25 protein-coding genes are annotated in these 23386 nt (G+C 72.3%); 18 read left to right on the top strand and 7 right to left on the bottom strand.

Annotated elements, in window-relative coordinates; all coding sequences use genetic code 11:
- The first annotated feature begins 55 nt into the window (after nucleotides 1-55).
- Nucleotides 56-1654: an ABC-F family ATP-binding cassette domain-containing protein gene (locus tag ACI6PP_RS01010; protein ID WP_421108298.1), complete on the top strand. Its 1599-nt coding sequence runs from the start codon at nucleotides 56-58 to the stop codon at nucleotides 1652-1654.
- Nucleotides 1655-1895: 241 nt separating this feature from the next.
- Nucleotides 1896-2711 carry an enoyl-CoA hydratase/isomerase family protein gene (locus ACI6PP_RS01005; protein WP_421108296.1) on the top strand — a complete coding sequence of 272 codons (816 nt, stop codon included), beginning with the start codon at nucleotides 1896-1898 and terminating at the stop codon, nucleotides 2709-2711.
- Nucleotides 2712-2714: 3 nt separating this feature from the next.
- Here the strand turns inward: ACI6PP_RS01005 and ACI6PP_RS01000 are convergent, their stop codons facing one another.
- Nucleotides 2715-3500 (bottom strand): SURF1 family cytochrome oxidase biogenesis protein, encoded by a 786-nt coding sequence (locus ACI6PP_RS01000; RefSeq protein ID WP_421108294.1) that lies wholly within the window; start codon nucleotides 3498-3500, stop codon nucleotides 2715-2717.
- Between the two features lie 72 nt (nucleotides 3501-3572).
- On the opposite strand from ACI6PP_RS01000, the gene moaA reads away from it, so the two are divergent.
- Together moaA and ACI6PP_RS00990 are read left to right on the top strand one after the other, a co-directional pair.
- Nucleotides 3573-4586 (top strand): GTP 3',8-cyclase MoaA, encoded by a 1014-nt coding sequence (gene moaA, locus ACI6PP_RS00995; protein WP_421108292.1) that lies wholly within the window; start codon nucleotides 3573-3575, stop codon nucleotides 4584-4586.
- Between the two features lie 7 nt (nucleotides 4587-4593).
- The gene (locus tag ACI6PP_RS00990; RefSeq protein WP_421108290.1) at nucleotides 4594-4806 is read left to right on the top strand and encodes an acetone carboxylase; all 213 of its coding nucleotides are present in this window, start codon (nucleotides 4594-4596) and stop codon (nucleotides 4804-4806) included.
- Nucleotides 4807-4819: 13 nt separating this feature from the next.
- Here the strand turns inward: ACI6PP_RS00990 and ACI6PP_RS00985 are convergent, their stop codons facing one another.
- Nucleotides 4820-5116, bottom strand: coding sequence for a DUF3099 domain-containing protein (locus ACI6PP_RS00985; RefSeq protein WP_421108288.1), 297 nt, complete (start codon nucleotides 5114-5116; stop codon nucleotides 4820-4822).
- Nucleotides 5117-5204: 88 nt separating this feature from the next.
- Between ACI6PP_RS00985 and ACI6PP_RS00980 the strand changes: the two genes are divergently transcribed.
- The 3 genes from ACI6PP_RS00980 to fabI all read left to right on the top strand — a co-directional run bounded on the left by ACI6PP_RS00980 (nucleotide 5205) and on the right by fabI (nucleotide 7031).
- Nucleotides 5205-5420, top strand: a complete 216-nt coding sequence (locus tag ACI6PP_RS00980) for a dodecin (RefSeq protein WP_421108286.1) — start codon at nucleotides 5205-5207, stop codon at nucleotides 5418-5420.
- A gap of 81 nt (nucleotides 5421-5501) precedes the next feature.
- Nucleotides 5502-6206: a beta-ketoacyl-ACP reductase gene (locus ACI6PP_RS00975; RefSeq protein WP_421108284.1), complete on the top strand. Its 705-nt coding sequence runs from the start codon at nucleotides 5502-5504 to the stop codon at nucleotides 6204-6206.
- Nucleotides 6207-6251: 45 nt separating this feature from the next.
- On the top strand, nucleotides 6252-7031 hold the full coding sequence (gene fabI, locus ACI6PP_RS00970) for an enoyl-ACP reductase FabI (protein ID WP_421108282.1): 780 nt from the start codon (nucleotides 6252-6254) through the stop codon (nucleotides 7029-7031).
- Nucleotides 7032-7118: 87 nt separating this feature from the next.
- Here fabI and ACI6PP_RS00965 read toward each other — a convergent pair whose 3' ends face one another.
- Complete coding sequence (locus ACI6PP_RS00965) at nucleotides 7119-7292, bottom strand: CsbD family protein (RefSeq protein WP_421108280.1); 174 nt, start codon at nucleotides 7290-7292, stop codon at nucleotides 7119-7121.
- A gap of 132 nt (nucleotides 7293-7424) precedes the next feature.
- On the opposite strand from ACI6PP_RS00965, the gene ACI6PP_RS00960 reads away from it, so the two are divergent.
- Nucleotides 7425-7937, top strand: a complete 513-nt coding sequence (locus ACI6PP_RS00960; RefSeq protein WP_421108278.1) for a SixA phosphatase family protein — start codon at nucleotides 7425-7427, stop codon at nucleotides 7935-7937.
- Nucleotides 7938-8233: 296 nt separating this feature from the next.
- On the opposite strand, the gene serB is transcribed toward ACI6PP_RS00960, so the two are convergent.
- Nucleotides 8234-9463: a phosphoserine phosphatase SerB gene (serB, locus tag ACI6PP_RS00955; protein WP_421108276.1), complete on the bottom strand. Its 1230-nt coding sequence runs from the start codon at nucleotides 9461-9463 to the stop codon at nucleotides 8234-8236.
- Nucleotides 9464-9491: 28 nt separating this feature from the next.
- Nucleotides 9492-10220: a hypothetical protein gene (locus ACI6PP_RS00950; protein ID WP_421108274.1), complete on the bottom strand. Its 729-nt coding sequence runs from the start codon at nucleotides 10218-10220 to the stop codon at nucleotides 9492-9494.
- Nucleotides 10221-10304: 84 nt separating this feature from the next.
- Between ACI6PP_RS00950 and ACI6PP_RS00945 the strand changes: the two genes are divergently transcribed.
- Genes ACI6PP_RS00945 through ACI6PP_RS00925 form a run of 5 tightly spaced genes read left to right on the top strand, consistent with a single transcriptional unit; the run spans nucleotide 10305 to nucleotide 14048 of the window.
- The gene (locus tag ACI6PP_RS00945) at nucleotides 10305-11090 is read left to right on the top strand and encodes an ABC transporter ATP-binding protein (RefSeq protein WP_421108272.1); all 786 of its coding nucleotides are present in this window, start codon (nucleotides 10305-10307) and stop codon (nucleotides 11088-11090) included.
- Nucleotides 11091-11129: 39 nt separating this feature from the next.
- A complete protein-coding gene (locus ACI6PP_RS00940; protein ID WP_421108270.1) occupies nucleotides 11130-11591 on the top strand; it encodes an NfeD family protein in 462 nt (153 codons plus the stop codon).
- A 31-nt stretch (nucleotides 11592-11622) separates the two neighbouring features.
- Entirely contained in the window at nucleotides 11623-12762 is a 1140-nt protein-coding gene (locus tag ACI6PP_RS00935) for an SPFH domain-containing protein (RefSeq protein WP_421108268.1), read from the top strand.
- A 1-nt stretch (nucleotide 12763) separates the two neighbouring features.
- Entirely contained in the window at nucleotides 12764-13249 is a 486-nt protein-coding gene (locus ACI6PP_RS00930; protein ID WP_421108266.1) for a precorrin-2 dehydrogenase/sirohydrochlorin ferrochelatase family protein, read from the top strand.
- Nucleotides 13242-14048 (top strand): TrmH family RNA methyltransferase, encoded by an 807-nt coding sequence (locus tag ACI6PP_RS00925; protein ID WP_421108264.1) that lies wholly within the window; start codon nucleotides 13242-13244, stop codon nucleotides 14046-14048. The genes ACI6PP_RS00930 and ACI6PP_RS00925 overlap by 8 nt, the downstream gene beginning before the upstream one ends.
- Here the strand turns inward: ACI6PP_RS00925 and def are convergent.
- Nucleotides 14045-14644, bottom strand: coding sequence for a peptide deformylase (gene def / locus ACI6PP_RS00920; protein WP_421108262.1), 600 nt, complete (start codon nucleotides 14642-14644; stop codon nucleotides 14045-14047). The two genes, ACI6PP_RS00925 and def, sit on opposite strands and share 4 nt — an antisense overlap.
- Nucleotides 14645-14805: 161 nt before the next feature.
- Here def and ACI6PP_RS00915 point away from each other — a divergent pair, with 161 nt between their 5' ends.
- From ACI6PP_RS00915 to ACI6PP_RS00895, 5 genes are all read left to right on the top strand, one after another.
- Entirely contained in the window at nucleotides 14806-16140 is a 1335-nt protein-coding gene (locus ACI6PP_RS00915) for an acyl-CoA dehydrogenase family protein (protein ID WP_421108260.1), read from the top strand.
- Between the two features lie 30 nt (nucleotides 16141-16170).
- On the top strand, nucleotides 16171-17385 hold the full coding sequence (locus ACI6PP_RS00910; protein WP_421108258.1) for an acyl-CoA dehydrogenase family protein: 1215 nt from the start codon (nucleotides 16171-16173) through the stop codon (nucleotides 17383-17385).
- 44 nt (nucleotides 17386-17429) lie between these two features.
- Complete coding sequence (locus ACI6PP_RS00905; protein ID WP_421108256.1) at nucleotides 17430-17897, top strand: MarR family winged helix-turn-helix transcriptional regulator; 468 nt, start codon at nucleotides 17430-17432, stop codon at nucleotides 17895-17897.
- 127 nt (nucleotides 17898-18024) lie between these two features.
- Nucleotides 18025-18825 carry an aldo/keto reductase gene (locus ACI6PP_RS00900; RefSeq protein ID WP_421108323.1) on the top strand — a complete coding sequence of 267 codons (801 nt, stop codon included), beginning with the start codon at nucleotides 18025-18027 and terminating at the stop codon, nucleotides 18823-18825.
- Between the two features lie 21 nt (nucleotides 18826-18846).
- Nucleotides 18847-19206 carry an FKBP-type peptidyl-prolyl cis-trans isomerase gene (locus tag ACI6PP_RS00895; RefSeq protein ID WP_476712913.1) on the top strand — a complete coding sequence of 120 codons (360 nt, stop codon included), beginning with the start codon at nucleotides 18847-18849 and terminating at the stop codon, nucleotides 19204-19206.
- Between the two features lie 124 nt (nucleotides 19207-19330).
- Here ACI6PP_RS00895 and hrpA read toward each other — a convergent pair whose 3' ends face one another.
- Nucleotides 19331-23224 (bottom strand): ATP-dependent RNA helicase HrpA, encoded by a 3894-nt coding sequence (hrpA, locus tag ACI6PP_RS00890; RefSeq protein WP_421108252.1) that lies wholly within the window; start codon nucleotides 23222-23224, stop codon nucleotides 19331-19333.
- Nucleotides 23225-23386: the final 162 nt, after the last annotated feature.

Genomic DNA, 23386 nt, shown 5'->3' with positions numbered 1-23386 from the left:
CCCCGCCTGCTGCGGCCCCTGTCGGCCCCCGTCCCCGTAGTGAGCTGAGTCTTCGATGTTGAGCGTCCACGACCTCGAGCTGCGCGTCGGCGCACGCGTGCTCATGAGCGGCGTGACGTTCCGCGTCGGCGCCGGCGACAAGGTGGGGCTGGTCGGACGCAACGGCGCGGGCAAGACGACGCTCACCAAGATCCTCGCCGGCGACGGCGAGCCCGCCGCGGGCTCGATCACCGTGAGCGGCACCATCGGCTACCTGCCGCAGGACCCCCGCACCGGCGACACCGAGATGTCGGCGCGCGACAGGATCCTCGGCGCCCGCGGGCTCGACGAGGTGGTGCGCAAGCTCCGCCAGGCCGAGATCGACATGGGCTCGGAGGACGACAAGGTCCGCGACAAGGCCATGCGTCGCTACACCCGCGCCGACGCCGAGCTGCACGCCGGCGGCGGGTACGCCGCCGCGGCCGAGGCGGCCACGATGGCCGCCAGCCTGGGGCTGCCCGACCGCGTGCTCGACCAGCAGATCGGCACCCTCTCCGGCGGCCAGCGTCGACGCGTCGAGCTCGCCCGGATCCTGTTCTCCGACGCCGACACGCTGCTGCTCGACGAGCCCACCAACCACCTGGACGCCGACTCGGTGGTCTGGCTGCGCGACTACCTGAAGAACCACCGCGGCGGCCTCGTGGTGATCAGCCACGACGTGGCCCTGCTCGGCGACACCGTCAACAAGGTGCTCCACCTCGACGGCGACCGCGCCGAGGTCGACACCTACAACATGGGCTGGAAGGCCTACCTGGCGCAGCGCGAGACCGACCAGCGTCGCCGCAAGCGCGAGTGGGACAACGCCGAGCGCAAGGCCGGCCAGCTGATGGCCCAGGCCGACAAGATGAAGGCCAAGGCCACCAAGGCCGTCGCCGCGCAGAACATGGCGCGCCGCGCCGAGCGGATGATGAGCGGCCTGGAGGGCGTGCGCAGCGCCGAGCGCGTCGCGAAGATCTCCTTCCCGACGCCCGCCCCCTGCGGCAAGACCCCGCTGATGGCCGAGGCGCTGAGCAAGTCGTACGGGTCGCTCGAGATCTTCACCGACGTCGACCTCGCGATCGACCGCGGCAGCCGCGTCGTGGTCCTCGGCCTCAACGGCGCGGGCAAGACCACCCTGCTCAAGCTGCTCTCGGGCACCGAGGCCGCCGACACCGGCGAGATCCAGCCCGGCCACGGACTGCGCCTGGGCTACTACGCCCAGGAGCACGAGACGCTCGACACCAGCCGCACCGTCCTCGAGAACATGCAGTCGTCGGCACCGAACCTGACCGACACCCAGGCCCGCAGCGTGCTCGGCGCCTTCCTGTTCACCGGCGACGACTCCCACAAGCCGGCCGGCGTGCTCTCCGGCGGCGAGAAGACCCGGTTGGCGCTCGCGTCGCTCATCGTCTCGGCGGCCAACGTGCTGCTGCTCGACGAGCCCACCAACAACCTCGACCCCGCCTCCCGCGAGGAGGTCCTCGGCGCCATCCGCGCCTACGAGGGCGCCATCGTCCTGGTGACCCACGACGAGGGCGCCGTCGAGGCCCTCTCGCCCGACCGCGTCCTCATCCTCCCCGACGGCGTCGAGGATCTCTGGACCGACGAGTACAGAGATCTGGTCTCCCTGGCCTGAGCCGCCCGCCGTCCCCTTCACGGCGAGTGGCGCAAAGTCGGGGTCGACACGCGGTGCCGGGCCCGAACTTGCGCCACTCGTGTCGGGTTTTGCGCCACTCGGCGACGGGGGACGGGCGTGGGCCAGACGACCGGAGGATCGGCGTATGGCCGCCTGGACCGGCCATACGCCGATTTCCCGTCCGGCCCGGTCCGCTCGGCCCGGAGACTGGCTACCGGCCGGTAGCCCTAGGGTGGGCGGCATGAGCGACGCCACGAGCCCCAGCCCGCTGTTCGACACCGAGGAGCTCGCTGCGGCGGGCCTGCGCGCCGAGGTCGAGGGGCCGGTGCTGACCGTGACGCTCACGCGCCCGGAGGCCCGCAACGCGCAGACGCCGCGCACGTGGCGGGGCCTGGCCTCGATCGGACGTGCGGTGCCGGCCGACGTCCGGGTGGTGCTGGTGCGGGGTGAGGGCGCGTCGTTCTCGGCCGGTCTCGACCGCGCCATGCTCACCGCCGAGGGGGTGCCGGGGGAGCGGACGTTCCCCGAGGTCGCCGCCCTCGACGACGAGCGCCTCGACGAGCAGATCGCCGACTACCAGAGCGGGTTCACCTGGCTGCGCTCGCCGCAGTTCGTCTCCGTCGCACTCGTCCAGGGCCACGCGGTGGGCGGCGGGTTCCAGCTCGCCCTGGCGTGCGACCTGCGCGTCGCGGCCGAGGACGCCCAGTTCTGCATGAAGGAGTCGGCGCTCGGCATCGTCCCCGACCTGACGGGCACCAAGGCCCTGGTCGAGATCGTCGGCTACTCCCGCGCCCTCGAGATCTGCGCGACGGCCCGCACCATCGGGGCCGCGGAGGCGCAGGCGCTCGGGATCACCACCGCCGTGGTGCCGCTCGACGCCCTCGAGTCAACCGCCCGCGAGCTCGTCGGCGCGCTGACGACGCCGCCCCACCAGACGATCACCGCGCTCAAGGGCCTGCTGCTCGGGGCGTCCGAGCGCGACCTGGAGCAGCAGGCCGCGGCCGAGCGACGCGCCCAGGCCGACCTGCTCCGGATGCTCGCCAGCCTGCTGGGCTGAGGCTCAGACCGACGTCGGCGTGGGGCGGCGCTCGCCCTTCACGGCCGACCCGCGTCGAGGCTTGGGGTGCGCCTCGGCGTAGGCGAAGTAGAAGTAGCCGGTGATCGCCATCGCGGCGAAGAACCACCACTGCCACGCGTAGAACAGGCTCGGGCCGATGCCCAGGCTCGGACGCGGCTCGGCCACCAGGGCGTCGTCGCGCGACGGTGCGGGGTCCTGGGTGCGCAGGTCGAGGAAGCCGCGGTGCAGGTCGTAGTCGGTCGTGGTGCCGATGCCCTCGGACGAGACCGCGCGCACCTGGCCCCGCGAGGGGACGACGGCGCTGTCCTTGGCGCCGCTGTCCTCGCGCCACCAGCCCACCACCGTCACCGGACCGGTGGGCGGCGCCGGCACCTCGGTGATGCTCTGGCCGCTGTTCTGGCTGGCCGTCCAGCCGCGGTCGACGAGCACCGCGCGTCCGGACTCCAGCACCAAGGGGGTGACGACGTCGACGCCGGGGCCGGCGTCGCGGGTCTGGTACTTGACGGTGACCTGCTTGTCGACGTCGTAGGTGCCCCGCACCTCGACGCGCTTCCACTCGTCCTCCGAGGTGGGGGTGCGGCCGTCGCCGTCGATGGCGTCGATGCCCACCGGCGCGCTGTCGAGGTTGGCCGCCACGACGCGGTTCTCCTCGCCGCGCTGGTGGTACCGGTCCATCTGCCAGAAGCCCAGGCGGATCGTCAGCCCGGCGAAGAGCGCCACGAACACGGCGAAGCCGAGCCAGCGGGCGCTCAGCATGAAGCGGTACACGTCACGACGGTATCGGGTGGGCGGGTGGGGGACGGACGCGCCCATGTGGCTACCGGCCCGTAGACTCGCCAGATGACCGCCTCCCTGGAGAAGACGACCCCGCTGGTGGACCGTCACGGGCGTGTCGCCACCGACCTGCGGGTCTCGCTCACCGACCGCTGCAACCTGCGCTGCCAGTACTGCATGCCCGCCGAGGGCCTGGACTGGATGCCCACCGAGGAGACGCTCACCGACGACGAGATGATCCGTCTCGTCGGCGTCGCGGTGCAGCGGCTCGGCGTGACCGAGGTGCGCTTCACCGGCGGCGAGCCCCTGCTGCGCCGCGGCCTCCCCGGCATCATCTCGGCGGTCAAGGCGATGGACGCGGACGTCCGCACGTCCATCACCTCCAACGGCCTCGGCCTCAAGCACACCGCGCAGGCGCTCGCCGACGCCGGCCTCGACCGCGTCAACATCAGCCTCGACACCGTCCGTCCCGAGACCTTCCTCGAGATCACGCGCCGCGACCGTCTCAAGGACGTCGTCGCGGGCCTCGAGGCGGCCCACGCCGCCGGCCTGCGTCCGGTCAAGATCAACGCCGTGCTCCTCCGCGGCGTCAACGACGACCAGGCACCCGAGCTGCTGCAGTGGTGCCTCGAGCGCGACTACCAGCTGCGCTTCATCGAGCAGATGCCCCTCGACGCGCAGCACCAGTGGAGCCGCGAGGGCATGATCACCGCCGACGAGATCTTCGCGACCCTCGCCACCCGGTTCGACCTCACGCCCGCCGGCCGCGCCCGCGGCTCGGCCCCGGCCGAGGAGTTCGCCGTCGACGGCGGCCCCGCGACGGTCGGCGTCATCGCGTCCGTCACGCGCCCGTTCTGCGGCGACTGCGACCGTGTCCGGCTCACCGCCGACGGCCAGGTGCGCAACTGCCTGTTCGCCCGTGAGGAGTCCGACCTTCGCGCGGCGCTGCGCGGGGGAGCCGACGACGCCGAGCTCGCCGAGCGCTGGCGCGCGGCGCTGTGGACCAAGCTCCCCGGTCACGGCATCGACGACGTCGGCTTCCTGCAGCCCGTGCGCCCCATGTCCGCGATCGGCGGCTGAGACGCCGGTGACCGACGCCGCCCCCGAGGGCCCGCTCGTCTGCTCGGCCAAGGGATGCCAGGAGCCCGCGACGCACGCGGTGCTGTGGAACAACCCCAAGATCCACACGCCCGAGCGACGCAAGACGTGGCTGGCGTGCCCCGAGCACGAGCTCACGCTGCGGGCGTTCCTGTCGGCGCGCGGCTTCTACAAGGAGACCAGGACGGTCGACGCCGTCTGAGCCTCGGCCGGTGTCAGCGGCGCGGCTCGGTGGAGCCGATCTCGCCGATCGGCTCGGGGGTGATGACGTCGGGGTCGACGCTGTCGCCCTCGCTGCTCGTGTTGGCGAAGATCACGGCCACGTACGGCAGGAACACGGCGCCGAAGATGAAGATCCAGCGCAGCGGACCCGAGGCCACCACGGCCAGGACGAAGCAGACGGTGCGGATCATCATCGAGACGAGGTAACGGGTCTGTCGGTTGCGCAGATCCACGCTTCGGCCGGGACGCGCACTCGTGATGCTGACGGTGTCGTCCTTGCGGTTCTCCATGTCTTCCACGGTACGCCCGGGCCGGGCAGAGTTCAGATCGCCTCGGACCGATCGCACCGGGTCCACCCCGATCCACCATGATGTCCCCATGAGCGACCGCACGTACCGCATCAGCGAGATCGTCGGCACGTCCCCGGACGGCGTCGACCAGGCCATCACCAACGGGATCAACCGCGCCAGCCAGACGCTGCGCCACCTCGACTGGTTCGAGGTCACCGGCATCCGCGGGCAGATCACGGGCGACGACCCCACGCACTACCAGGTGACGATGAAGATCGGCTTCCGCCTCGAGGACGACGAGTAGCAGCGGGCCCCGTGATTACGCCTACCGCCTGGTAGCCGATAGCGTCACAGCGAACTTCGACCCCGACAGCTGGAGGCACGTGTGGGCAGGTCCGTCCTCGTCACCGGAGGCAACCGAGGCATCGGACTCGCGATCGCCCAGGCGTTCCGTGAGGCCGGCGACGACGTGGCGGTCACCTATCGCTCCGGCGAGCCGCCCGAGGGCTTCCTCGGCGTCCGCTGCGACGTCACCGACGCCGCCCAGGTCGACGCCGCGTTCGCCGAGATCGAGGCGCAGCAGGGACCCGTCGAGGTGCTCGTCGCCAACGCCGGCATCACCCGCGACACCCTGGTGCTGCGGATGTCCGACGACGACTGGGACAGCGTCCTCGCGACCAACCTCACCGGCTCGTTCCGCGTCGCCAAGCGCGCTGCCAAGGGCATGCTGCGCCTCAAGCGCGGCCGCATCGTGTTCATCTCGTCGGTGGTCGGCCTGCTCGGCAGCGCCGGCCAGGTCAACTACGCGGCGTCCAAGTCGGGCCTGGTCGGCATGGCGCGCTCGCTCGCCCGTGAGCTCGGCAGCCGCGGCATCACCGCCAACGTCGTCGCGCCCGGCTTCGTCGAGACCGACATGACCGCCGAGCTGCCCGAGGCCCAGCGCGAGGAGTACAAGGCGGCCATCCCGCTCAAGCGCTACGCGAGCGTCGACGAGGTGGCGGGCGTCTGCGTCTTCGTCGCGTCCGACGCGGCTGCCTACGTCACCGGCGCCGTGCTGCCGGTCGACGGCGGCCTCGGCATGGGTCACTGACCCACCCCCTCACACCCCCGCACCGACCCCCAGCAAGGAGCACCCGTGGGCATCCTCGACGGCAAGAAGCTGCTCGTCACCGGCGTGACGATGGACAACTCGATCGCGTTCGCGGTCGCCCGCATCGCCCAGGAGCAGGGAGCCACCGTCGTGGTCTCCAACTTCGGGCGCGCGCTCGGCATCACGCGACGCATCGTCAAGCGGCTGCCCGAGCCCGCCGAGGTGCTCGAGCTCGACGTCACCGACCAGTCGCACCTCGACGGCCTGGCCGACGCCGTGCGCGCCGTCCCGGGCTTCGAGGACGGCCTCGACGGCGTCTTCCACTCGATCGCCTACGGCAATCCCGAGACCATCCTCGGCGGCAAGTTCATGACCGGCCCGTGGGCCGACGTGTCGCAGGCCGTCCAGGTGTCGGCGTACTCGTTGATGAGCCTCGCCGCGGCCACCCGTCCGCTGCTGTCGCCCGGCGGCACCGTCGTCGGCATGACGTTCGACGCCACCGTGGCGTGGCCGGCGTACGACTGGATGGGCATCGCCAAGGCGGGCCTGGAGTCGTGCGCGCGCTACCTGGCGCGCGACCTCGGCCCCGAGGGCATCCGCGTGAACCTCGTGTCGGCCGGCCCGCTCAAGACGCTGGCCGCCAAGGCCATCCCGGGGATGGAGGAGATCGAGGGCGTGTGGTCCGAGCGCGCGCCGCTCGGGTGGGACAACACCGACACCGAGCCCACCGCGAAGACGGTCGTGGGCCTGATGAGCGACTTCTTCCCCGCGACCACGGGCGAGATCGTCCACGTCGACGGCGGCTACCACGCGATGGGCGTCTGAGCGCAGGCTCCGGACGCACGAACGCCCCGACCGTGACGGTCGGGGCGTTCGTGGTGCGCGACGCGGTGAGGCGTCAGCGCGGGGACGTCACTTCTTGAAGGCGTCCTTGACGTTCTCGCCGGCCTGCTTGGCCGAGGACTTGCTCTGGTCGGCCTTGCCCTCGGCCTTGAGGCTGTCGTCGTTCTTGGCGTCGCCGACGGCCTCCTTGGCCTTGCCCTTGAGGTCCTCTGCCGCGTTGCTGATCTTGTCTCCGAGGCCCATGAGGACCCTCCTTCTGGTGAAGTGGACTGACGTACTCCTCCAGCGTGGCACCCAGGTGGTGACGACGCACCTCGAGCCCACTCGCAGCCGACGGTGTTCGCCCGTCGTGCACACGTCGGGCACGATGTCGCCATGGACGACACCCTCGGACGCCATCTCGTCATCGTCAGGCACGGCAAGGCCGAGCAGTCCGGCCCCACGGACCACGCGCGCCGCCTGGCCGACCGCGGCCTCGAGGACGCCTCGCGCCTCGGCACCTGGATCGCCGGGCTGGCGCTTGCGGCGCCCGCCGTGGCCTACGTCTCCTCGGCCGCCCGCACCACCGCGACGTGGGAGCAGCTGGCCCCGAGCCTGGAGGCGCTGGACGTCGAGGTGGAGGTGCGCGACGACCTCTACGCCGCCGGCTCCGACGAGGCGCGGGCCGTCGTCGCCGACACCGACCCCGAGGTCCGCACCGTCCTCGTCGTCGGCCACAACCCCACCATGACCGCCCTGGCCCTCCAGCTGGCCGACACCCCGGGGGAGACCCACGACCGCCTCAGCCTCCAAGGTCTCCCCACCTGCGGATGTGCGGTCGTCGGTCTTGCGGAGTGGGGGGCTCCCGGCGGAGACCTGACCGCCTTCGTCACCCCCCGCGAGTACTGAAGACAAGCAACCCCAGCCAAGGAGCCGATCCGGCAGTTCTGCGTGGCCCGTCCGCCCCGCCCACCTGCCCGCAGCGACAGGACCTCCGGGCGGACGGGTCGTGCAGAACTGACAGATCGGCGCCGTCGCGCGGGACGTCCCGCGGCGCGCGCCGCTACGCCCCGTCGCGGGTCAGCGGTGGGTATGGCCCCAGGAACCGGCCGATCGTGGGGGCATACCCACCGCTGCGGAGGTCACCAGCGCTCCGGCCGTCGGGGTGCTCGCACGACGGCTCCGATCCGTGGTTGCCGCCGTTGCTAGTGGTCGACTCGGTCGAACCCCTCGAGGTCGTCGGCGTACTCGATCTCCTCGCGGGTGATGCCGAGGAGGTAGACGATGGCGTCGAGGTAGGGGACGGTCAGGGAGGTGTCGGCGGCCTCGCGGACGACGGGCTTGGCGTTGAACGCGATGCCGAGGCCGGCGGCGCCGAGCATGTCGAGGTCGTTGGCGCCGTCGCCGATGGCCACGGTGTGGGCGACGGGGATGCCGGCCTGCTCGGCGAAGCGGCGCAGGGCGGTGGCCTTGCCGGCCCGGTCGACGACGGTCCCCTCGACGCGTCCGGTGAGGACGCCGTCGGCCACCTGCAGGTCGTTGGCCGCGAAGTAGTCGACGCCGAGGTCGGCGGCGATCCGCTCGATCACCTGGGTGAAGCCGCCGCTGACGAGCGCGAAGCGGTAGCCCAGTCGCTTGAGGGTGCGCACCATCGTCTTCGCCCCGCGGCTGTAGACGAGGTTGGCGTACACGTCGTCGAGCGCCGAGACGGGCGTGCCGGCGAGCAGGGCGACGCGCTGCTCGAGGGACTCGGCGAAGTCGATCTCGCCGCGCATGGCGGCCTCGGTGACCTGCGCGACCTGCTGCTCGCAGCCGGCGTGGGCGGCGAGCATCTCGATCACCTCGCCCTGGATGAGGGTCGAGTCGACGTCCATCACCACCAGGCGCTGGGCGTGCCGCTGCATCCCGAGCTCCTGGACGGCGACGTCGATGCCCTGGGCGGCGGCCTCGGTGGCCAGCGCCGTGCGCAGGCGGTCGGGCTCGGCGCCCGACACGTCGAGGTCGATGGCGGTGACGGGGTAGCGCGCCATCCGGACGATGCGGTCGATGTTGGCACCGGTCTCGGCGATCCGGGCGGCGACGGCGGCGAAGGCCCCCGGCAGCAGCGGCATCCCGAGCACGGTGACGTGCGAGCGTCCGTGGCGCCGGGGACGGTTGTCGCCGGTGCCGGGCTCGACGTCGACGTCCACGCCGAGCCGGGTGCGCACCGCGTCGATGGCGGCGTCGAACGTGGGACGGTCCTCGGGCTGGGTCAGCAGGACGCCGAGCACCAGGCGGCCTCGGATGACCAGCTGCTCGATGTCGATCACCTCGACGCCGAGCGGTGCGAGCGCCTCGAACAGGACCTGGGTGACGCCCGGCTGGTCACGTCCGGTGAGGGTCAGCGAGACCGTCGGCTCGTGCAGCACGGGCGCGGGTGCAGGGCGGTCGTCCACGTGACGGGAGCCTACCGGCGCGCGCCGCTCATCTCGCGAGCGCAGGCTCGCTGGCCGCCGCGACGAGGGCGTGACGCGCCGCGCGGCGCAGGGCGACGAGGTGCTGCTCGCGCTGGTCGTGCTCCCACGACGACACCGCGCCCGTGGGCACGTCGGCGGCGAGCGTGCCGATGGTCAGGCACCGTGACGCGAGCCCCGCGACGCGCGTCGCCCGCGGGCTGTAGCCGTCGGGCAGCACCGGGTCGGACGACGACCGCAGCTCCGAGAGCGCGTCGGCGATCTCGGGGCGCCACCGGGCGACGTCGAGCTCGACGAGCGCGCCGGCGGTGTGGGCCAGCTGCTCACGCAGGGCCCGCTCGGCCTCGGCGACGGACGGCACGTGCGCACCGCCCCGGGCCTCGTGCACCTGCCAGAACACCCCCGCTCCGACGACGCTCGGCACCAGGCCGAGCCCGCTGCCCTCGACGACGACGGCCTCGCCGACGTCGAGCGCCGCCCCGTTGAACGACGGGGGACCGGCCAGCCCGATCAGGTCGCCCGGCTCCACCACGACCGGACGGGCGCCGGTGGCACCGCGGCTGCGCAGACGTCCCCAGGCGAGGATCAGCGGCGTGGTGGCGTCGTCCTCGAGCCCCAGCACGTCGTGCGCGGCGTCGTCGCCGACCACGGCGTCACGGGCCTCGTCGAGCGACACCCGGCCCTCGAGCCAGGCGTTGAACCAGCACGCCCAGCGCACCGACACAGGGATGTCCCACACCCGACCAAGACTACGGGTGTCCTCGTATAGGTTGGCCTGGTCCCAGCCCACAGCGTCGGTCCGCCGACGTCAGGAAGGTCGTGCATGGTCGCCGTCATCGAGCTCCTCGACGTCGCGGTGCGGCGCGGCGACTCCCTGCTCCTGGACGACGTCTCCTGGACGGTCGGCGAGGGCGAGCGCTGGGTGGTGCTCGGCCCCAACGGCGCGGGCAAGACCACGCTCCTGCAGGTGGTCGGCGCCCAGGTGCACCCCACGACGGGCATGGCCGGGGTGCTGGACGAGGTGATGGGCGCGGTCGACGTGTTCGAGCTGCGTCCGCGGATCGGCCACACCAGCTCGTTGCTCGCCGAGCGCATCCCGCGCGCCGAGAGCGTGTCGGACGCCGTGGTCTCCGCGTCGTACGCGGTGCTCGGGCGCTGGCGCGAGGAGTACGACGACCTCGACCACGAGCGCGCGGCGCAGCTGCTGCGCCAGGTCGGCGTCGCGCACCTCGCCGACCGCACGTTCGGCACCCTGAGCGAGGGCGAGCGCAAGCGCGTGATGATCGCCCGCGCCCTGATGACCGACCCCGAGCTGCTCCTGCTCGACGAGCCGGGCGCCGGCCTCGACCTCGGCGGGCGCGAGGAGCTCGTGGCGTTCCTGACCGAGTTCGCCCGTGACCCCGCGTCGCCGGCGACGGTGATGGTGTCGCACCACGTCGAGGAGATCCCCGCGGGGTTCACCCACGTGCTCATGCTGCGCGAGGGACGCGTCGTCGCCGCCGGGCCGATCGAGACGACGATGAACGCCGACACGCTCGGACGCACCTACGGCCTGCCGCTCGTCGTCGACCACGTCGACGGCCGCTGGGCCGCCCGACGCGCCCGCTGACCTGGCACTTCGTGCCCGCCGCCCCACTAGGGTGGAGTCGTGAACGACTTCTGGCAGTGGTGGGGGGACAACAGCTGGGCGGCCTGGGCCACCGGCGGCGTCCTGCTCGCCGCGGCCGAGCTCGTGAGCCTCGACCTCGTGCTGCTCATGCTGGCCTCGGGAGCCTTCGCCGGTGCGATCGGCGACGGTCTCGGTGCGCCGCTGCCGGTCAACATCGCCCTCGCCGTCGTGGTGTCGGTCTCGATGCTGGGGCTGGTGCGGCCGCCGATGATGCGCAGGCTGCACCGCGGCGCCCACCTCCAGGACGGCGCCCAGGCGCTGATCGGCACCGAGGCCGTCGTCACGACGACCATCGGCCGCGACGGTGGCCAGGTGCGGATGCACGGAGAGATCTGGACGGCGAGGTCCTACGACGAGACCGCGGTGCTGGAGCCCGGCACGCGCGTGCAGGTGTTCGAGATCGACGGCGCGACCGCCGTCGTCTACCCCCACGACATGTAGCCGTGTCGGGACCGAAGGGAACGGTGTTGCAATGGGTGCAGTGACCATCATCTTGGCGGTGATCGCCCTGCTCGCGATCGTCACGCTGGCGATGACGATCAAGATCGTCCCGCAGGCCCGCGCGGGCATCGTCGAGCGGTTCGGCAAGTACCAGCGCACGCTCAACCCCGGCCTGAACATCATCACGCCGTTCATCGACAAGATGCGCTACCTGATCGACGTGCGCGAGCAGGTCGTGTCGTTCCCGCCGCAGCCGGTGATCACCGAGGACAACCTGGTGGTCTCGATCGACACCGTCATCTACTTCCAGGTCACCGACCCCACGGCCGCGACCTACCGCATCGCCAACTACATCCAGGCGATCGAGCAGCTCACCATGACCACGCTCCGCAACATCATCGGTGGGCTCACCCTCGAGCGGACGCTGACCAGCCGCGACGAGATCAACACCAAGCTGCGCGGCGAGCTCGACGGCGCCACCGGCCAGTGGGGCATCCGGGTCAACCGCGTCGAGCTCAAGGGCATCGACCCGCCGCCGTCCATCAAGGACTCGATGGAGAAGCAGATGCGCGCCGACCGCGACAAGCGCGCGGCCATCCTCACCGCCGAGGGCCAGCGCCAGTCCGCGATCCTGTCGGCCGAGGGCGACAAGCAGTCGCAGATCCTGTCGGCCGAGGGTGCACGCGAGTCGCAGATCCTGCGGGCGCAGGCCGAGCGCGAGTCGCAGATCCTGCGCGCGCAGGGCGAGGGCCAGGCCATCTCCACGGTCTTCCAGGCCATCCACGACGGCCGCCCCGACCAGTCGCTGCTGGCCTATCAGTACCTGCAGATGCTGCCGAAGATCGCCGACGGCGAGGCCAACAAGATGTTCTTCATCCCCAGCGAGATCGGCGACGCGCTCAAGGGCCTCGGCCAGGCCGTGGGCTCGATCCCGGTGCACACCGACGGTCCCGCCAAGCGCGTCGACATCGAGACGCCGCCCGCGCCGTCGCTGGAGGCCGACCGTCGCGAGCAGTCCGACGCCGTCAAGGAGGCCCTCAAGGCCGCCGAGGAGGCCGCGTCGCCCACCGGTGCCGGCACCTCCGGCGGACTCGCCGCGCCCGCTCCTGCCGAGCAGCCGCCGGCCGTCGACGACGCCGGCGACCCGCCGCCGGCTGGGCCCAGCGCCTGACGTGAGCGACCACGGTCCCGGACCGAGCCACCCGCCGTACCCCGCCGGCCTCCTGCTGGTGGGACGGCGGGTGGTCGTCGTCGGAGGGGGACGCGTCGCGCGCCGCCGCATCCGGACCCTGCTCGAGGCGGGGGCCCGCGTGCACGTCGTCGCACCCGACGTCCTGGACGAGGTGCGCGACCACGTGCGGCACGGACGCGTCTCGCTCGCCGAGCGCGCCTACGAGCGCGGCGACCTCGACGGTGCCTGGTACGCGATGGCGGCCACCGACGACCCGGCCGTCAACGAGGCCGTCGTGGCCGAGGCCGAGGACGCCCGGGTGTTCTGCGTGCGTGCCGACGACGCCTTGCGCGGCACGGCCTGGACGCCGGCGTCGGGGCACCACGGCCCGATCACCGTCGCGGTGATGGCCAACCGCGACCCGGCCACGGCCGCGGCCACCCGTGACGCGTTGATGCAGGCGCTCGAGGACGGCGCCGGTGGCTGACGTCGTCGAGGTCGAGGACCCGACCGACCCGCGGCTCGCCGACTACGTCGACCTCCGCGACGTCCAGCTGCGCAAGCTGCTCGAGACCGAGCGGGGGCTGTTCCTGGCCGAGGGCGAGAAGGTGGTGCGCCGGGCCGTCGAGGCGGGCCACCGTCCGCGCTCGTTCCTGATGGCCCCGCGGTGGGTGGACTCGCTCGGCGACGTCCTCGCCGCGTCCGACGCCCCGTGCTTCGTCCTGCCCGAGAAGCAGATCGAGGCGCTGACGGGGTTCCACGTGCACCGCGGCGCGCTCGCCTCGCTGGAGCGCGCGCCGCTGGCGACCGTCGACGAGGTGCTCGACGGCGCCTCGCGCGTCGTGGTGGTCGAGGACCTCAGCGACCACACCAACGTGGGGGCGGTGTTCCGCAGCGTCGCCGCGCTGGGGTTCGACGGGGTCCTGCTGTCGCCGCGCTGCGCCGACCCGCTGTACCGCCGGGCGATCAAGGTGTCGATGGGCTCGGTGTTCTGGCTGCCCTACGCCCGCGTCGACGACTGGTTCGGCACGCCGCAGCTGCTCCGCGACCGCGGCTTCACCACCGTCGCGATGACGCTCGCCGACGACGCCGAGGACGTCGCCGGCCTCGACCTCGACGGCCCGGTCGCCCTGATGCTGGGTGCCGAGGGCCCCGGCCTGAGCGCGCACTGGACCCGCTCGGCCGACCACCGCGCCGTCATCCCCATGGCGCCGGGCATCGACTCGCTCAACGTCGCCGCCGCGGCCGCCGTCGCCTGCTACGCCCTGCGACCCCGCGCGACCTAGTCGCGCGAGTCGTCGCGGGGGGTGACGGGCCAGTCGGCGGGGTAGTCCTCGGCGACCGCGTCGTGCTGCTTGTAGAGCTTCTTGCGCGCCCGGTTGGGCACCCGGTCGCCGAAGACGGTGCCGTGCAGGTGGTCGGTCTCGTGCTGCAGGCAGCGGGCCAGGGTGCCGCCCTCGCCGACGTAGGTGACGGGGTTGCCGTCGGCGTCGGTGCCGTCGACCTGCGACCAGTCCGGGCGCGCGCAGGCGGTGAAGGCGCCGGGCAGCGACAGGCAGCCCTCGTCGTCGTCGTCGAGGTTGCGGTCCTTGCCCTCGGGGAGCGTGAGCACCGGGTTGCAGACGACGCCGGCCACGCGCATGTCGTCGCCGTCGGTGCAGTCGAAGACGAAGACCTGCAGGTCGACGCCGATCTGGTTGGCCGCGAGCCCGGCGCCGTCGGCGGCGTACATGGTGGCGAACAGGTCGGCCACGAGCTCGCGCAGCGCGTCGTCGTGCTCGGTGACGGGCTTGAGCCTGTGGTGCATCACCGGCTCGCCCCAGCGCACGATCGGACGGACGGTGCCGCCGGTCGGGACGGACGCGTCGGGCTGTCGGGGCACGGAGGACTCCTGGGACGTGCGGAGGGGGCGCCCCAGGCTATCGGAGACGGGGCCTCGGGGGCGGACCGGCCGACACGTCGAAGTGAGAGCCACGAGACAGCGACAAAACTGCAACTCAGAGTTACAGTTGAAGCCTCAGCACCGCCACGAAGGAGTCGACCGTGCCCTCTGCACCGACCTCACCGCACCGCCGCGACGCGATGGGTCTCGGCCTGGCCGCGATGAACAAGCTCGCCGGCCTGCCCGTCCTCGACAAGCTGGGCCTGCGCCAGGCCACCGAGAGCGCCGTCTACCACGGCGCCAAGGCCGGCTTCCAGACCGCGGGCGCCGTCTCGCGCCGCTTCCCGCGCCAGCGCGGCCAGGGCGGCGCCGCCCGTCAGAGGCCGGCCTCGCGCTCGGGCGTCTTCGACCTCACGCCCACCGACGACCAGCAGATGATGGTCGACGTCGTGTCCGAGTTCGCCGCTGAGGTCGTGCGTCCGGCCGCCGAGAAGGCCGACGAGTCCACCGAGGCGCCGGGCGAGGTGCTCGCGCAGACCACCGACCTCGGCCTCACCCTGGTGGGCGTGCCCGAGGAGCTGGGCGGTCTGTCGGCCGAGCGCTCAGCGACCACCGGCGTGCTGGTGGGCGAGGCGCTCGCGCACGGCGACATGGGCATCGCCGTGGCCTGCCTGGCGCCCAACGCCGTCGCCACCGCCCTCGCCTCCTGGGGCACCGCCGACCAGCAGGCCACCTACCTCGGCGCGTTCACCGGCGACGACGTGCCCGCCGCCGCGCTGGCCGTGGCCGAGCCGCACGCCTTCTTCGACCCCTTCGCCCTGCGCACCACCGCCACCCGCAGCGCGGGCGGCTTCCGGCTCGACGGCGTCAAGGCCGCCGTCGTCCGCGGCGACCGGGCCGAGCTCTTCGTCGTCGCGGCCCACCTCGAGGGCACCGGCCCCGCGCTGTTCCTGCTCGAGTCGGGCACGCCCGGCGTCGTCGTGGAGGCCGAGCCGTCCATGGGCGTGCGCGCCGCCGGCCTCGGTCGCCTCGTGCTCGACGGTGTCGAGGTGCCCGAGGACGCGCTGCTCGGCGACGGCGATCCCGCCGTCTACGCCGACAGCGTGCGCCGGGCGCGCATCGCCTGGTGCTCCCTCGCGCTCGGCACCGGCCGCGCGGTGCTCGACTACGTGATCCCGTACGTCAAGGAGCGCAAGGCTTTCGGCGAGCCGGTCGCGCACCGCCAGAGCGTGGCCTTCATGGTCGCCAACATCGGCATCGAGCTCGAGGGCATGCGCCTGGCCACGCTGCGCGCCGCGTCGCGAGCCGACCAGGGGCTCGACTTCGCCCGCGAGACGGCCGTCGCGCGCCGCCTGTGCTCCGAGCACGGCATGCGCATCGGCACCGACGGCGTCCAGCTGCTCGGCGGCCACGGCTTCGTCAAGGAGCACCCGGTGGAGCGGTGGTACCGCGACCTGCGGGCGATCGGCGTGATGGAGGGCGGGCTCCTCGTCTGACGACGAGGACCCGACGAGAAAGGACTGACGATGATCAACCTCGAGAGCCCCAAGAAGTTCCGCGCCTTCGTCGACCAGGCGCACCAGGTGGCCGCGGAGTTCCTGCGCGCCAACTCCCGCAAGTACGACCGCGCCGAGCACGCGTACCCCAAGGAGCTGGACCTGCTCGCCTCGCTCGTCGACGGCATGGGTGACTCCGGCCAGGGTCAGGGCGCCGGCGCCGCGGGTGTCCGCCGCTCGACCACCGAGGGCAAGGACGCGGGCGTCAAGAACGGCACCAACATGTCGTCGGTGCTATCCGTGATGGAGATGTGCTGGGGCGACGTCGGCTTGCTGCTGTCGATGCCCCGCCAGGGCCTGGGCAACTCGGCCATCGCGTCGGTGGCCAGCGACGAGCAGCTCGCACGGTTCGACGGCACGTGGGCCGCGATGGCGATCACCGAGCCCGGCTGCGGCTCGGACTCGGCCGCGATCCGCACCACGGCCGTCAAGGACGGCGACCACTACGTGCTCAACGGCGAGAAGATCTACGTCACCTCCGGTGGCCGCGCCGACTCCGTCGTGGTGTGGGCGACCCTCGACAAGGACAAGGGACGCGCGGCGATCAAGTCCTTCGTCGTGCCCAAGGACCTCCCCGGCATCCGCGTCGAGCGCCTCGAGCACAAGCTCGGCATCAAGGCCTCCGACACCGCGACGATCATCCTCGAGAACTGCCGCGTGCCCGCCGAAAACCTGCTCGGCAGCCCCGAGGTCGACACCAAGCAGGGGTTCGCGGGCGTCATGCAGACGTTCGACAACACGCGTCCGCTGGTGGCCGCGATGGCGGTCGGGTGCGCGCGCGCCGCCCTGGAGGAGCTCAAGCGGCTCCTCGACGAGGCCGGCATGCAGGTCGACTACGACCGCCCGGCGCACCTGCAGGTGGGGGCCGTGTCGACGTTCCTGGCCCTGGAGGCCGAGTGGGACGCCGCCTACCTGCTGACGCTCGAGGCGGCCTGGCTCGCCGACAACCGCAAGCCCAACTCGCTCGAGGCCTCGATGGCCAAGGCGAAGGCCGGTCGCGTGGGCACCGAGATCACGCTGCGCTGCGTCGAGCTGGCCGGCACCCTCGGCTACGGCGAGAACGAGCTGCTCGAGAAGTGGGCCCGCGACTCCAAGATCCTCGACATCTTCGAGGGCACCCAGCAGATCCAGCAGCTGATCGTCGCGCGCCGCCTCCTGGGCCTCAGCTCGTCGGAGCTCAAGTGACCGCGGTCGCGACGACGTTGGGTGCGGGACGATAACCTGCGCCCATGAGCCCTGACATCACCGTCGAGCACGACGTCGAGTACGAGCTCGTGAGGCTCATGCGCCGATCCCGCATCCGGAGCATGCAGCTGGTGACGCAGATCCACCCCGACCTCGACTACGCCTCGTACCTGATGCTCATCGCGGTCAGCGAGTCCACCGACGAGACCGGCGTCGGCGTGCGCGGCAGCGACCTCGCCGACAGCATCGGCGTCCACAAGTCGACGATCAGCCGGGGCCTGGCGACGTTGGAGAAGCTGCACCTCGTCGAGCGCGTGCCCGACCCGACCGACGGACGCGCGCGCCTGGTGGCCGTCTCCGAGGAGGCTGCGACGCGTCTGGCGAGCGTGCGCCAGCAGCGCCACGACAACCTCGTGCACGCCCTCGAGGACTGGGACGCCCCCGAGCTCGCCGCGTTCGCCGGCCAGCTCGGCCGGCTCAACCTCGCGCTCGACAACGCCGGCATCGCCTGAGCTTCCTCGGGAATGCGCGCCGCTCCGGCTCGTGTTGGCATGGGTGTGGCGTCCGGACCGGACGCCGCTTTCTGACGCCCACCAGCACGAGGAGCGATCACCTGTGACCCAGGTCCCCAGCCTGTCCATGAACAACGGCAACACCATCCCCCAGCTCGGGTTCGGTGTCTGGCAGGTCGAGCCCGACGAGGTCGAGAAGGCGATCGGCGCCGCGCTGGACGCCGGCTACCGCCACATCGACACCGCTGCCATGTACGGCAACGAGGAGGGCGTGGGCCGCGCCATCGCCGCGTCCGGCGTCGACCGCGACGAGCTGTTCGTCACCACCAAGCTCAACAACGACTCCCACGGCCACGACGAGGCGATCGCCGCCCTCGAGGAGAGCCTCGGCAAGCTCGGGCTCGACTACGTCGACCTTTACCTGATCCACTGGCCGCTGCCCGGCCTCGACCGCTACGTCGAGTCCTGGAAGGGCTTCGAGGAGCTGTACCGCGACGGCAAGGCCCGCTCGATCGGTGTCTCGAACTTCCACGAGAACCACCTGAACCGGCTCGCGGCCGAGACCGACGTGACTCCTGCCGTCAACCAGGTCGAGGTGCACCCCTTCTTCACCCAGACCGCGCTCCGCCAGGTCAACGCCGACCGCGGCATCCTGACCGAGGCCTGGACCCCGCTCGGCCGCGGCGACCTCGAGTCGCCCACCATCGGCTCCATCGCCGAGGAGGTCGGCAAGAGCCCGGCGCAGGTCGTGATCCGCTGGCACGTCCAGGAGGGCAACGTCGTCTTCCCCAAGTCGGTCACGCCGTCGCGCATCGTCGAGAACTTCGACGTCTTCGACTTCGAGCTCACCGACGCGCAGGTCACCGCCATCAGCGCGCTCGACCAGGGTGACCGCACGGGCCCGAACCCCGACGAGTTCCTGTCCTGAGAGGCTGGTGCCATGACTGACCTGACCAAGCCCGAGATCGACTTCCCCGGTGGGGACGCCCCCACCACGCTGCAGTCCACCGACGTCGTCGTCGGCGACGGTGACGAGGCCAAGGCCGGCGACCGCGTCGAGGTGCACTACGTCGGGGTCGAGTTCGACTCCGGCGAGCAGTTCGACGCGTCGTGGGACCGCGGTGAGTCCATCACCTTCCCGCTGCAGGGCCTGATCGCCGGCTGGCAGGAGGGCATCCCGGGGATGAAGGTCGGCGGACGCCGCCAGCTGGTCATCCCGCCGGAGCTCGCCTACGGCCCCGCCGGCGGCGGCCACCGCCTCAGCGGCCAGACGCTGATCTTCGTCATCGACCTGCTCGGCGTCGGCTGAGAGACGCCTGGCATCCCGGCTGGCGGCGTTGCTGCCTCGTCGGCGAACAAGAACAGTTCGCCGTCCTCGGCGCGCCTTGCCAGCCGGGCGCCAGCCGCCTCTCCGTGAGGTAGATCGCTGGCTGTCAGCGCAGGGCGTCGAGGGCCTTGCGGACGCGCTTCTCCGAGACCGCGCCCGCGGTGCGCAGCCGCTGGGCGAACAGCTGGACCCGCAGCTCCTCGAGCATCCACCTGCACTGTCGGACGGACGCGGTGTCGCGTCGCACCTCGGGGAGCGCCTGGACGATCTCGTGCAGCTCGGCCTCGAGGTCCTGGACGGTCGCGGTGCGCTCGGCGTCCACGCGCACGTCGACGCCGTCGGCGAACCGCGACGTCGCCGCCTTGAGGTAGCGGGGGAGGTGCTGCAGCTGCAGGGCACCGGTCTCGCGGACGAAGCCGGCGAACACCAGCCACGACACCTGCACGCGCACGTCGTCGACGGTGGCGGCCCGGGCCGGCGGGGCGTCGGCCATCGCCTGGCGCACCTCGCCCCACGCGTGCAGCGTGGCCACCACGAGCCGCAGGACGCGCTCGGTGGCGCCGTGCACCTCGGCCCGCACGTGCTCGCGGAGCCGCGCGTAGGCGTCCGCGTCCCACACCGGCCCGCCCGCCGAGGCGATCAGCTCCTCGACGGCGGCCAGCCGGCAGTCCTCGACGAGGTCGGCGACCGTGGCGTAGGGGCTGGTGGCCAGGACGAGGGTGTCGGTGCGTGACAGCGCCCGCATGATGTTCGGCACCGGCGAGCTGGTGTTCAGGACAATAAGCCGTGCCAGCCCCGCGGTGGTGCGCGCGGCCTGCACGTCCTCGGACTCCACCACGGTCAGGTCGACGCTCGTGCCGCGGTCGACGAGCGTCGGGTACGCGGTGACCTGGTGGCCGGAGATCTCGGTGGTCACCGAGCGGGGCACGGTGCCGAACGCCCACGTGGTCTCGCCGGTCTGCTCCAGGCCCGACGACGCCGCCGACAGCACGCTGCGGGCCTTGGGGCGCAGCTCCTCGCGCAACGCGGCGAGGTCCTTGCCGCGGCCGACCTCGCGGCCGTCGTCGAGCACCCGGAACGTCGGACGCAGGTGCGGCGGCAGCGCGTCGACGGCGAACTCCTGCGCCGGCACGACGACGCCGGTCATCCGGCGCAGCTCGTCGGCGACCGTGGTGGCGAGGTCGCCCTCGGTGCTGCCGATGCGCTCGAGCACGCGACGCGCGTAGTCGGGCGCGGGGACGAACTGCTTGCGCCAGGTCTTGGGCAGCGTGCGGATGAGCGCGGTGACGAGCTCCTCGCGGTGGCCCGGCACGTTCCAGGCGAACTCCGACTCCTCGACGCGCGGCAGCAGCGCCAGCGGCACGTCGACGGTGACGCCGTCGGTCTCGGTGCCGGGCTCGAAGACGTAGCTGAGCGGCATGGCGGGCGCGTCGGGTCCGGACGTCCACGACGTCGGGAACGCGTCGGCGTCGACGAGCGCGCCGTCGCGTCGCAGCTGCTCGGGGTCGAGGTCGAGCAGCGTGGGGGAGCTGCGGCGTGCCTGCTTCCACCAGGTGTCGAAGTGCCGGCCGGACACGACGTCGGCGGGCACGAGGCGGTCGTAGAAGGCGAACAGCGTGTCGTCGTCGATGCGGATGTCGCGGCGGCGGACGCGCTCCTCGAGGTCCTCGACGTCGTCGAGCAGCGCGCGGTTGCGGTCGAAGAAGTGGTGCCGGGTGTCCCACTCGCCCTGCACGAGCGCGTGCCGGATGAACAGGTCGCGCGACGTCACCGGGTCGATGCTGCCGAACGTCACGAGCCGGTCGGCGGCCAGGGGGATGCCGTAGAGGGTGACCCGCTCGTGCGCCATCACCGACCCGCGCTTCTTGGACCAGTGCGGCTCGGAGTACGACCGCTTGACCAGGTGGGACGCGGCCTGCTCGACCCACGCGGGGTCGACGCGCGCGACCGTGCGCGCCCACAGCCGGCTGGTCTCGACCAGCTCGCCGGCCATCACCCAGCGGGGCGGCTTCTTGGCCAGGGCCGATCCGGGGAACACCGCGAACTTGGCACCGCGGGCGCCCAGGTAGTCGCGTCCCTCCGGCTCCTGCAGACCGACGTGCGAGAGCAGGCCGGCGAGCAGCGACTGGTGGACGCGGTCGGCGTCGGCGGGCGGGGTGTCGAGCGACCAGCGCAGGTCCTTGGCGCTCTGGCGCAGCAGCCCGTGCACGTCCTGCCACTCGCGCACGCGCAGGTAGTGCAGGTACTCGTCGCGGCACATCCGCCGGAACGCGCTGCCCGACAGGGCCTTGCGCTGCTCGCGCAGGTAGTCCCACAGGTGCAGGTAGGACGCGAAGTCCGAGCCCTTGTCGGCGAACCGCGCGTGCTTGGTGTCGGCGGCCTGCTGGGCGTCCGACGGGCGCTCGCGGGGGTCCTGCACCGACAGGCCGGAGACGATGACGAGCACCTCGCGCAGGCAGTCGTTGCGCTGGGCCTCGACGAGCATGCGGGCGAGCCGGGGGTCGAGCGGCAGACCCGCCACGACGCGTCCGACGTCGGTGAGACGGTGGTTCTCGCCCTCGACCTCGGGCTGCAGCGCACCCAGCTCGAGCAGCAGCTCGACGCCGTCGCGCACGGCCCGCCTGTCGGGCGGGTCCATGAACGGGAAGTCCTCGACGGCGCCGAGGTCGGCCGAGGCCATCTGCAGCAGCACCGACGCGAGGTTGGTCCGCAGGATCTCGGGGTCGGTGAACTCCGGGCGCCCGTCGTAGTCCTCCTCGGAGTACAGCCGGATGCAGATGCCGTCGGCCACGCGACCGCAGCGGCCCGCACGCTGGTTGGCGCTGGCCTGCGAGACGGGCTCGATCGGCAGCCGCTGGACCTTGAGGCGCTGGCTGTAGCGCGAGATGCGGGCCGTGCCGGCGTCGACGACGTAGCGGATGCCGGGCACGGTCAGCGACGTCTCGGCGACGTTGGTGGCCAGCACGACGCGTCGTCCGGTGTGGGGCTGGAAGATCTTGTGCTGGTCGGCGGCCGACAGCCGTCCGTACAGGGGCAGCACCTCGGTGCGTCGCCAGCTGCGGCGGTTCAGCACGTCGGTGGCGTCGCGGATCTCGCGCTCGCCCGACAGGAACACGAGCACGTCGCCGTCGCCCTCGGTGCCGAGCTCCTCGACGGCGTCGGCGACCGCCTCGAAGGGGTCGGTGTCGTCGCGGTCGACGACGGGCCGGTAGCGGACCTCGACGGGGAACGTGCGCCCGCTGACCTCGATGATCGGCGCCCCGTCGAACAGCGCGGCGAACCTCTCGGGGTCGATGGTGGCCGAGGTGATGACGACCTTGAGGTCGCGGCGGCGGGGGAGGAGCCGCTTGAGGTAGCCGAGCAGGAAGTCGATCGACAGCGACCGCTCGTGCGCCTCGTCGATGATGATCGTGTCGTACTGGCGCAGGAACGGGTCGCTGCGGATCTCGGCGAGAAGGATGCCGTCGGTCATCACCTTGACGAGCGTGTCGTCGGAGACCTGGTCGTGGAACCGCACCGTGTAGCCGACGGTGCCGCCCAGCTCGCCGCCGCACTCCTCGGCGATGCGCTCGGCGACGGTGCGCGCCGCGATGCGTCGTGGCTGGGTGTGCCCGATGCGACCGCGGACGCCGCGTCCCAGGCCGAGCAGGATGCGGGGGATCTGCGTGGTCTTGCCCGAGCCGGTCTCGCCCGCGACGATCACCACCTGGTTCTCGCTGATCGCGGCGGCGATCTCGTCGGCGCGGCCCGAGACCGGCAGCTCGGGCGGCAGGTCGAGCCGTGGCTCCAGGGACGCGCGGTGCTCCACCCTGGCCTCGGCGGTGCCGACGTCCTGGACGAGGCGCTCGAGGTCCTGCGCGTGGCGGGCCTCGTCGCGTTGACCGCGCAGCTGGTCGAGCCGGCGGCGCAGACGACGCTCGTCGCGCAGGCCGACGGCCCCGATCCGGCGACGCAGGTCGCGCAGGTCGGGTGCGGCGGTGGAGGGGGAGGGGCTGCTCATGGGCCCGCCCATCATCCCAGCCCCCGCCAACCGCGCCCGCCCCGGTGGTGGGCTCGCCGGACCTGTTGTCGGATTCCCAGGTTCACCTGGGAATCCGACGACACCCCGGAGAACTTCCCACGGTGTCGTCGGTTCTCCGTGGGGAGTGGTGCGGGTGGTTCC

This window comes from Solicola agrisoli (assembly GCF_049059935.1).
GTDB lineage: Bacteria > Actinomycetota > Actinomycetes > Propionibacteriales > Nocardioidaceae > JAURVT01.
The sequence above is the reverse complement of the archived record's forward strand: the minus strand, read 5'-3'. Positions and strand labels throughout refer to the sequence as shown.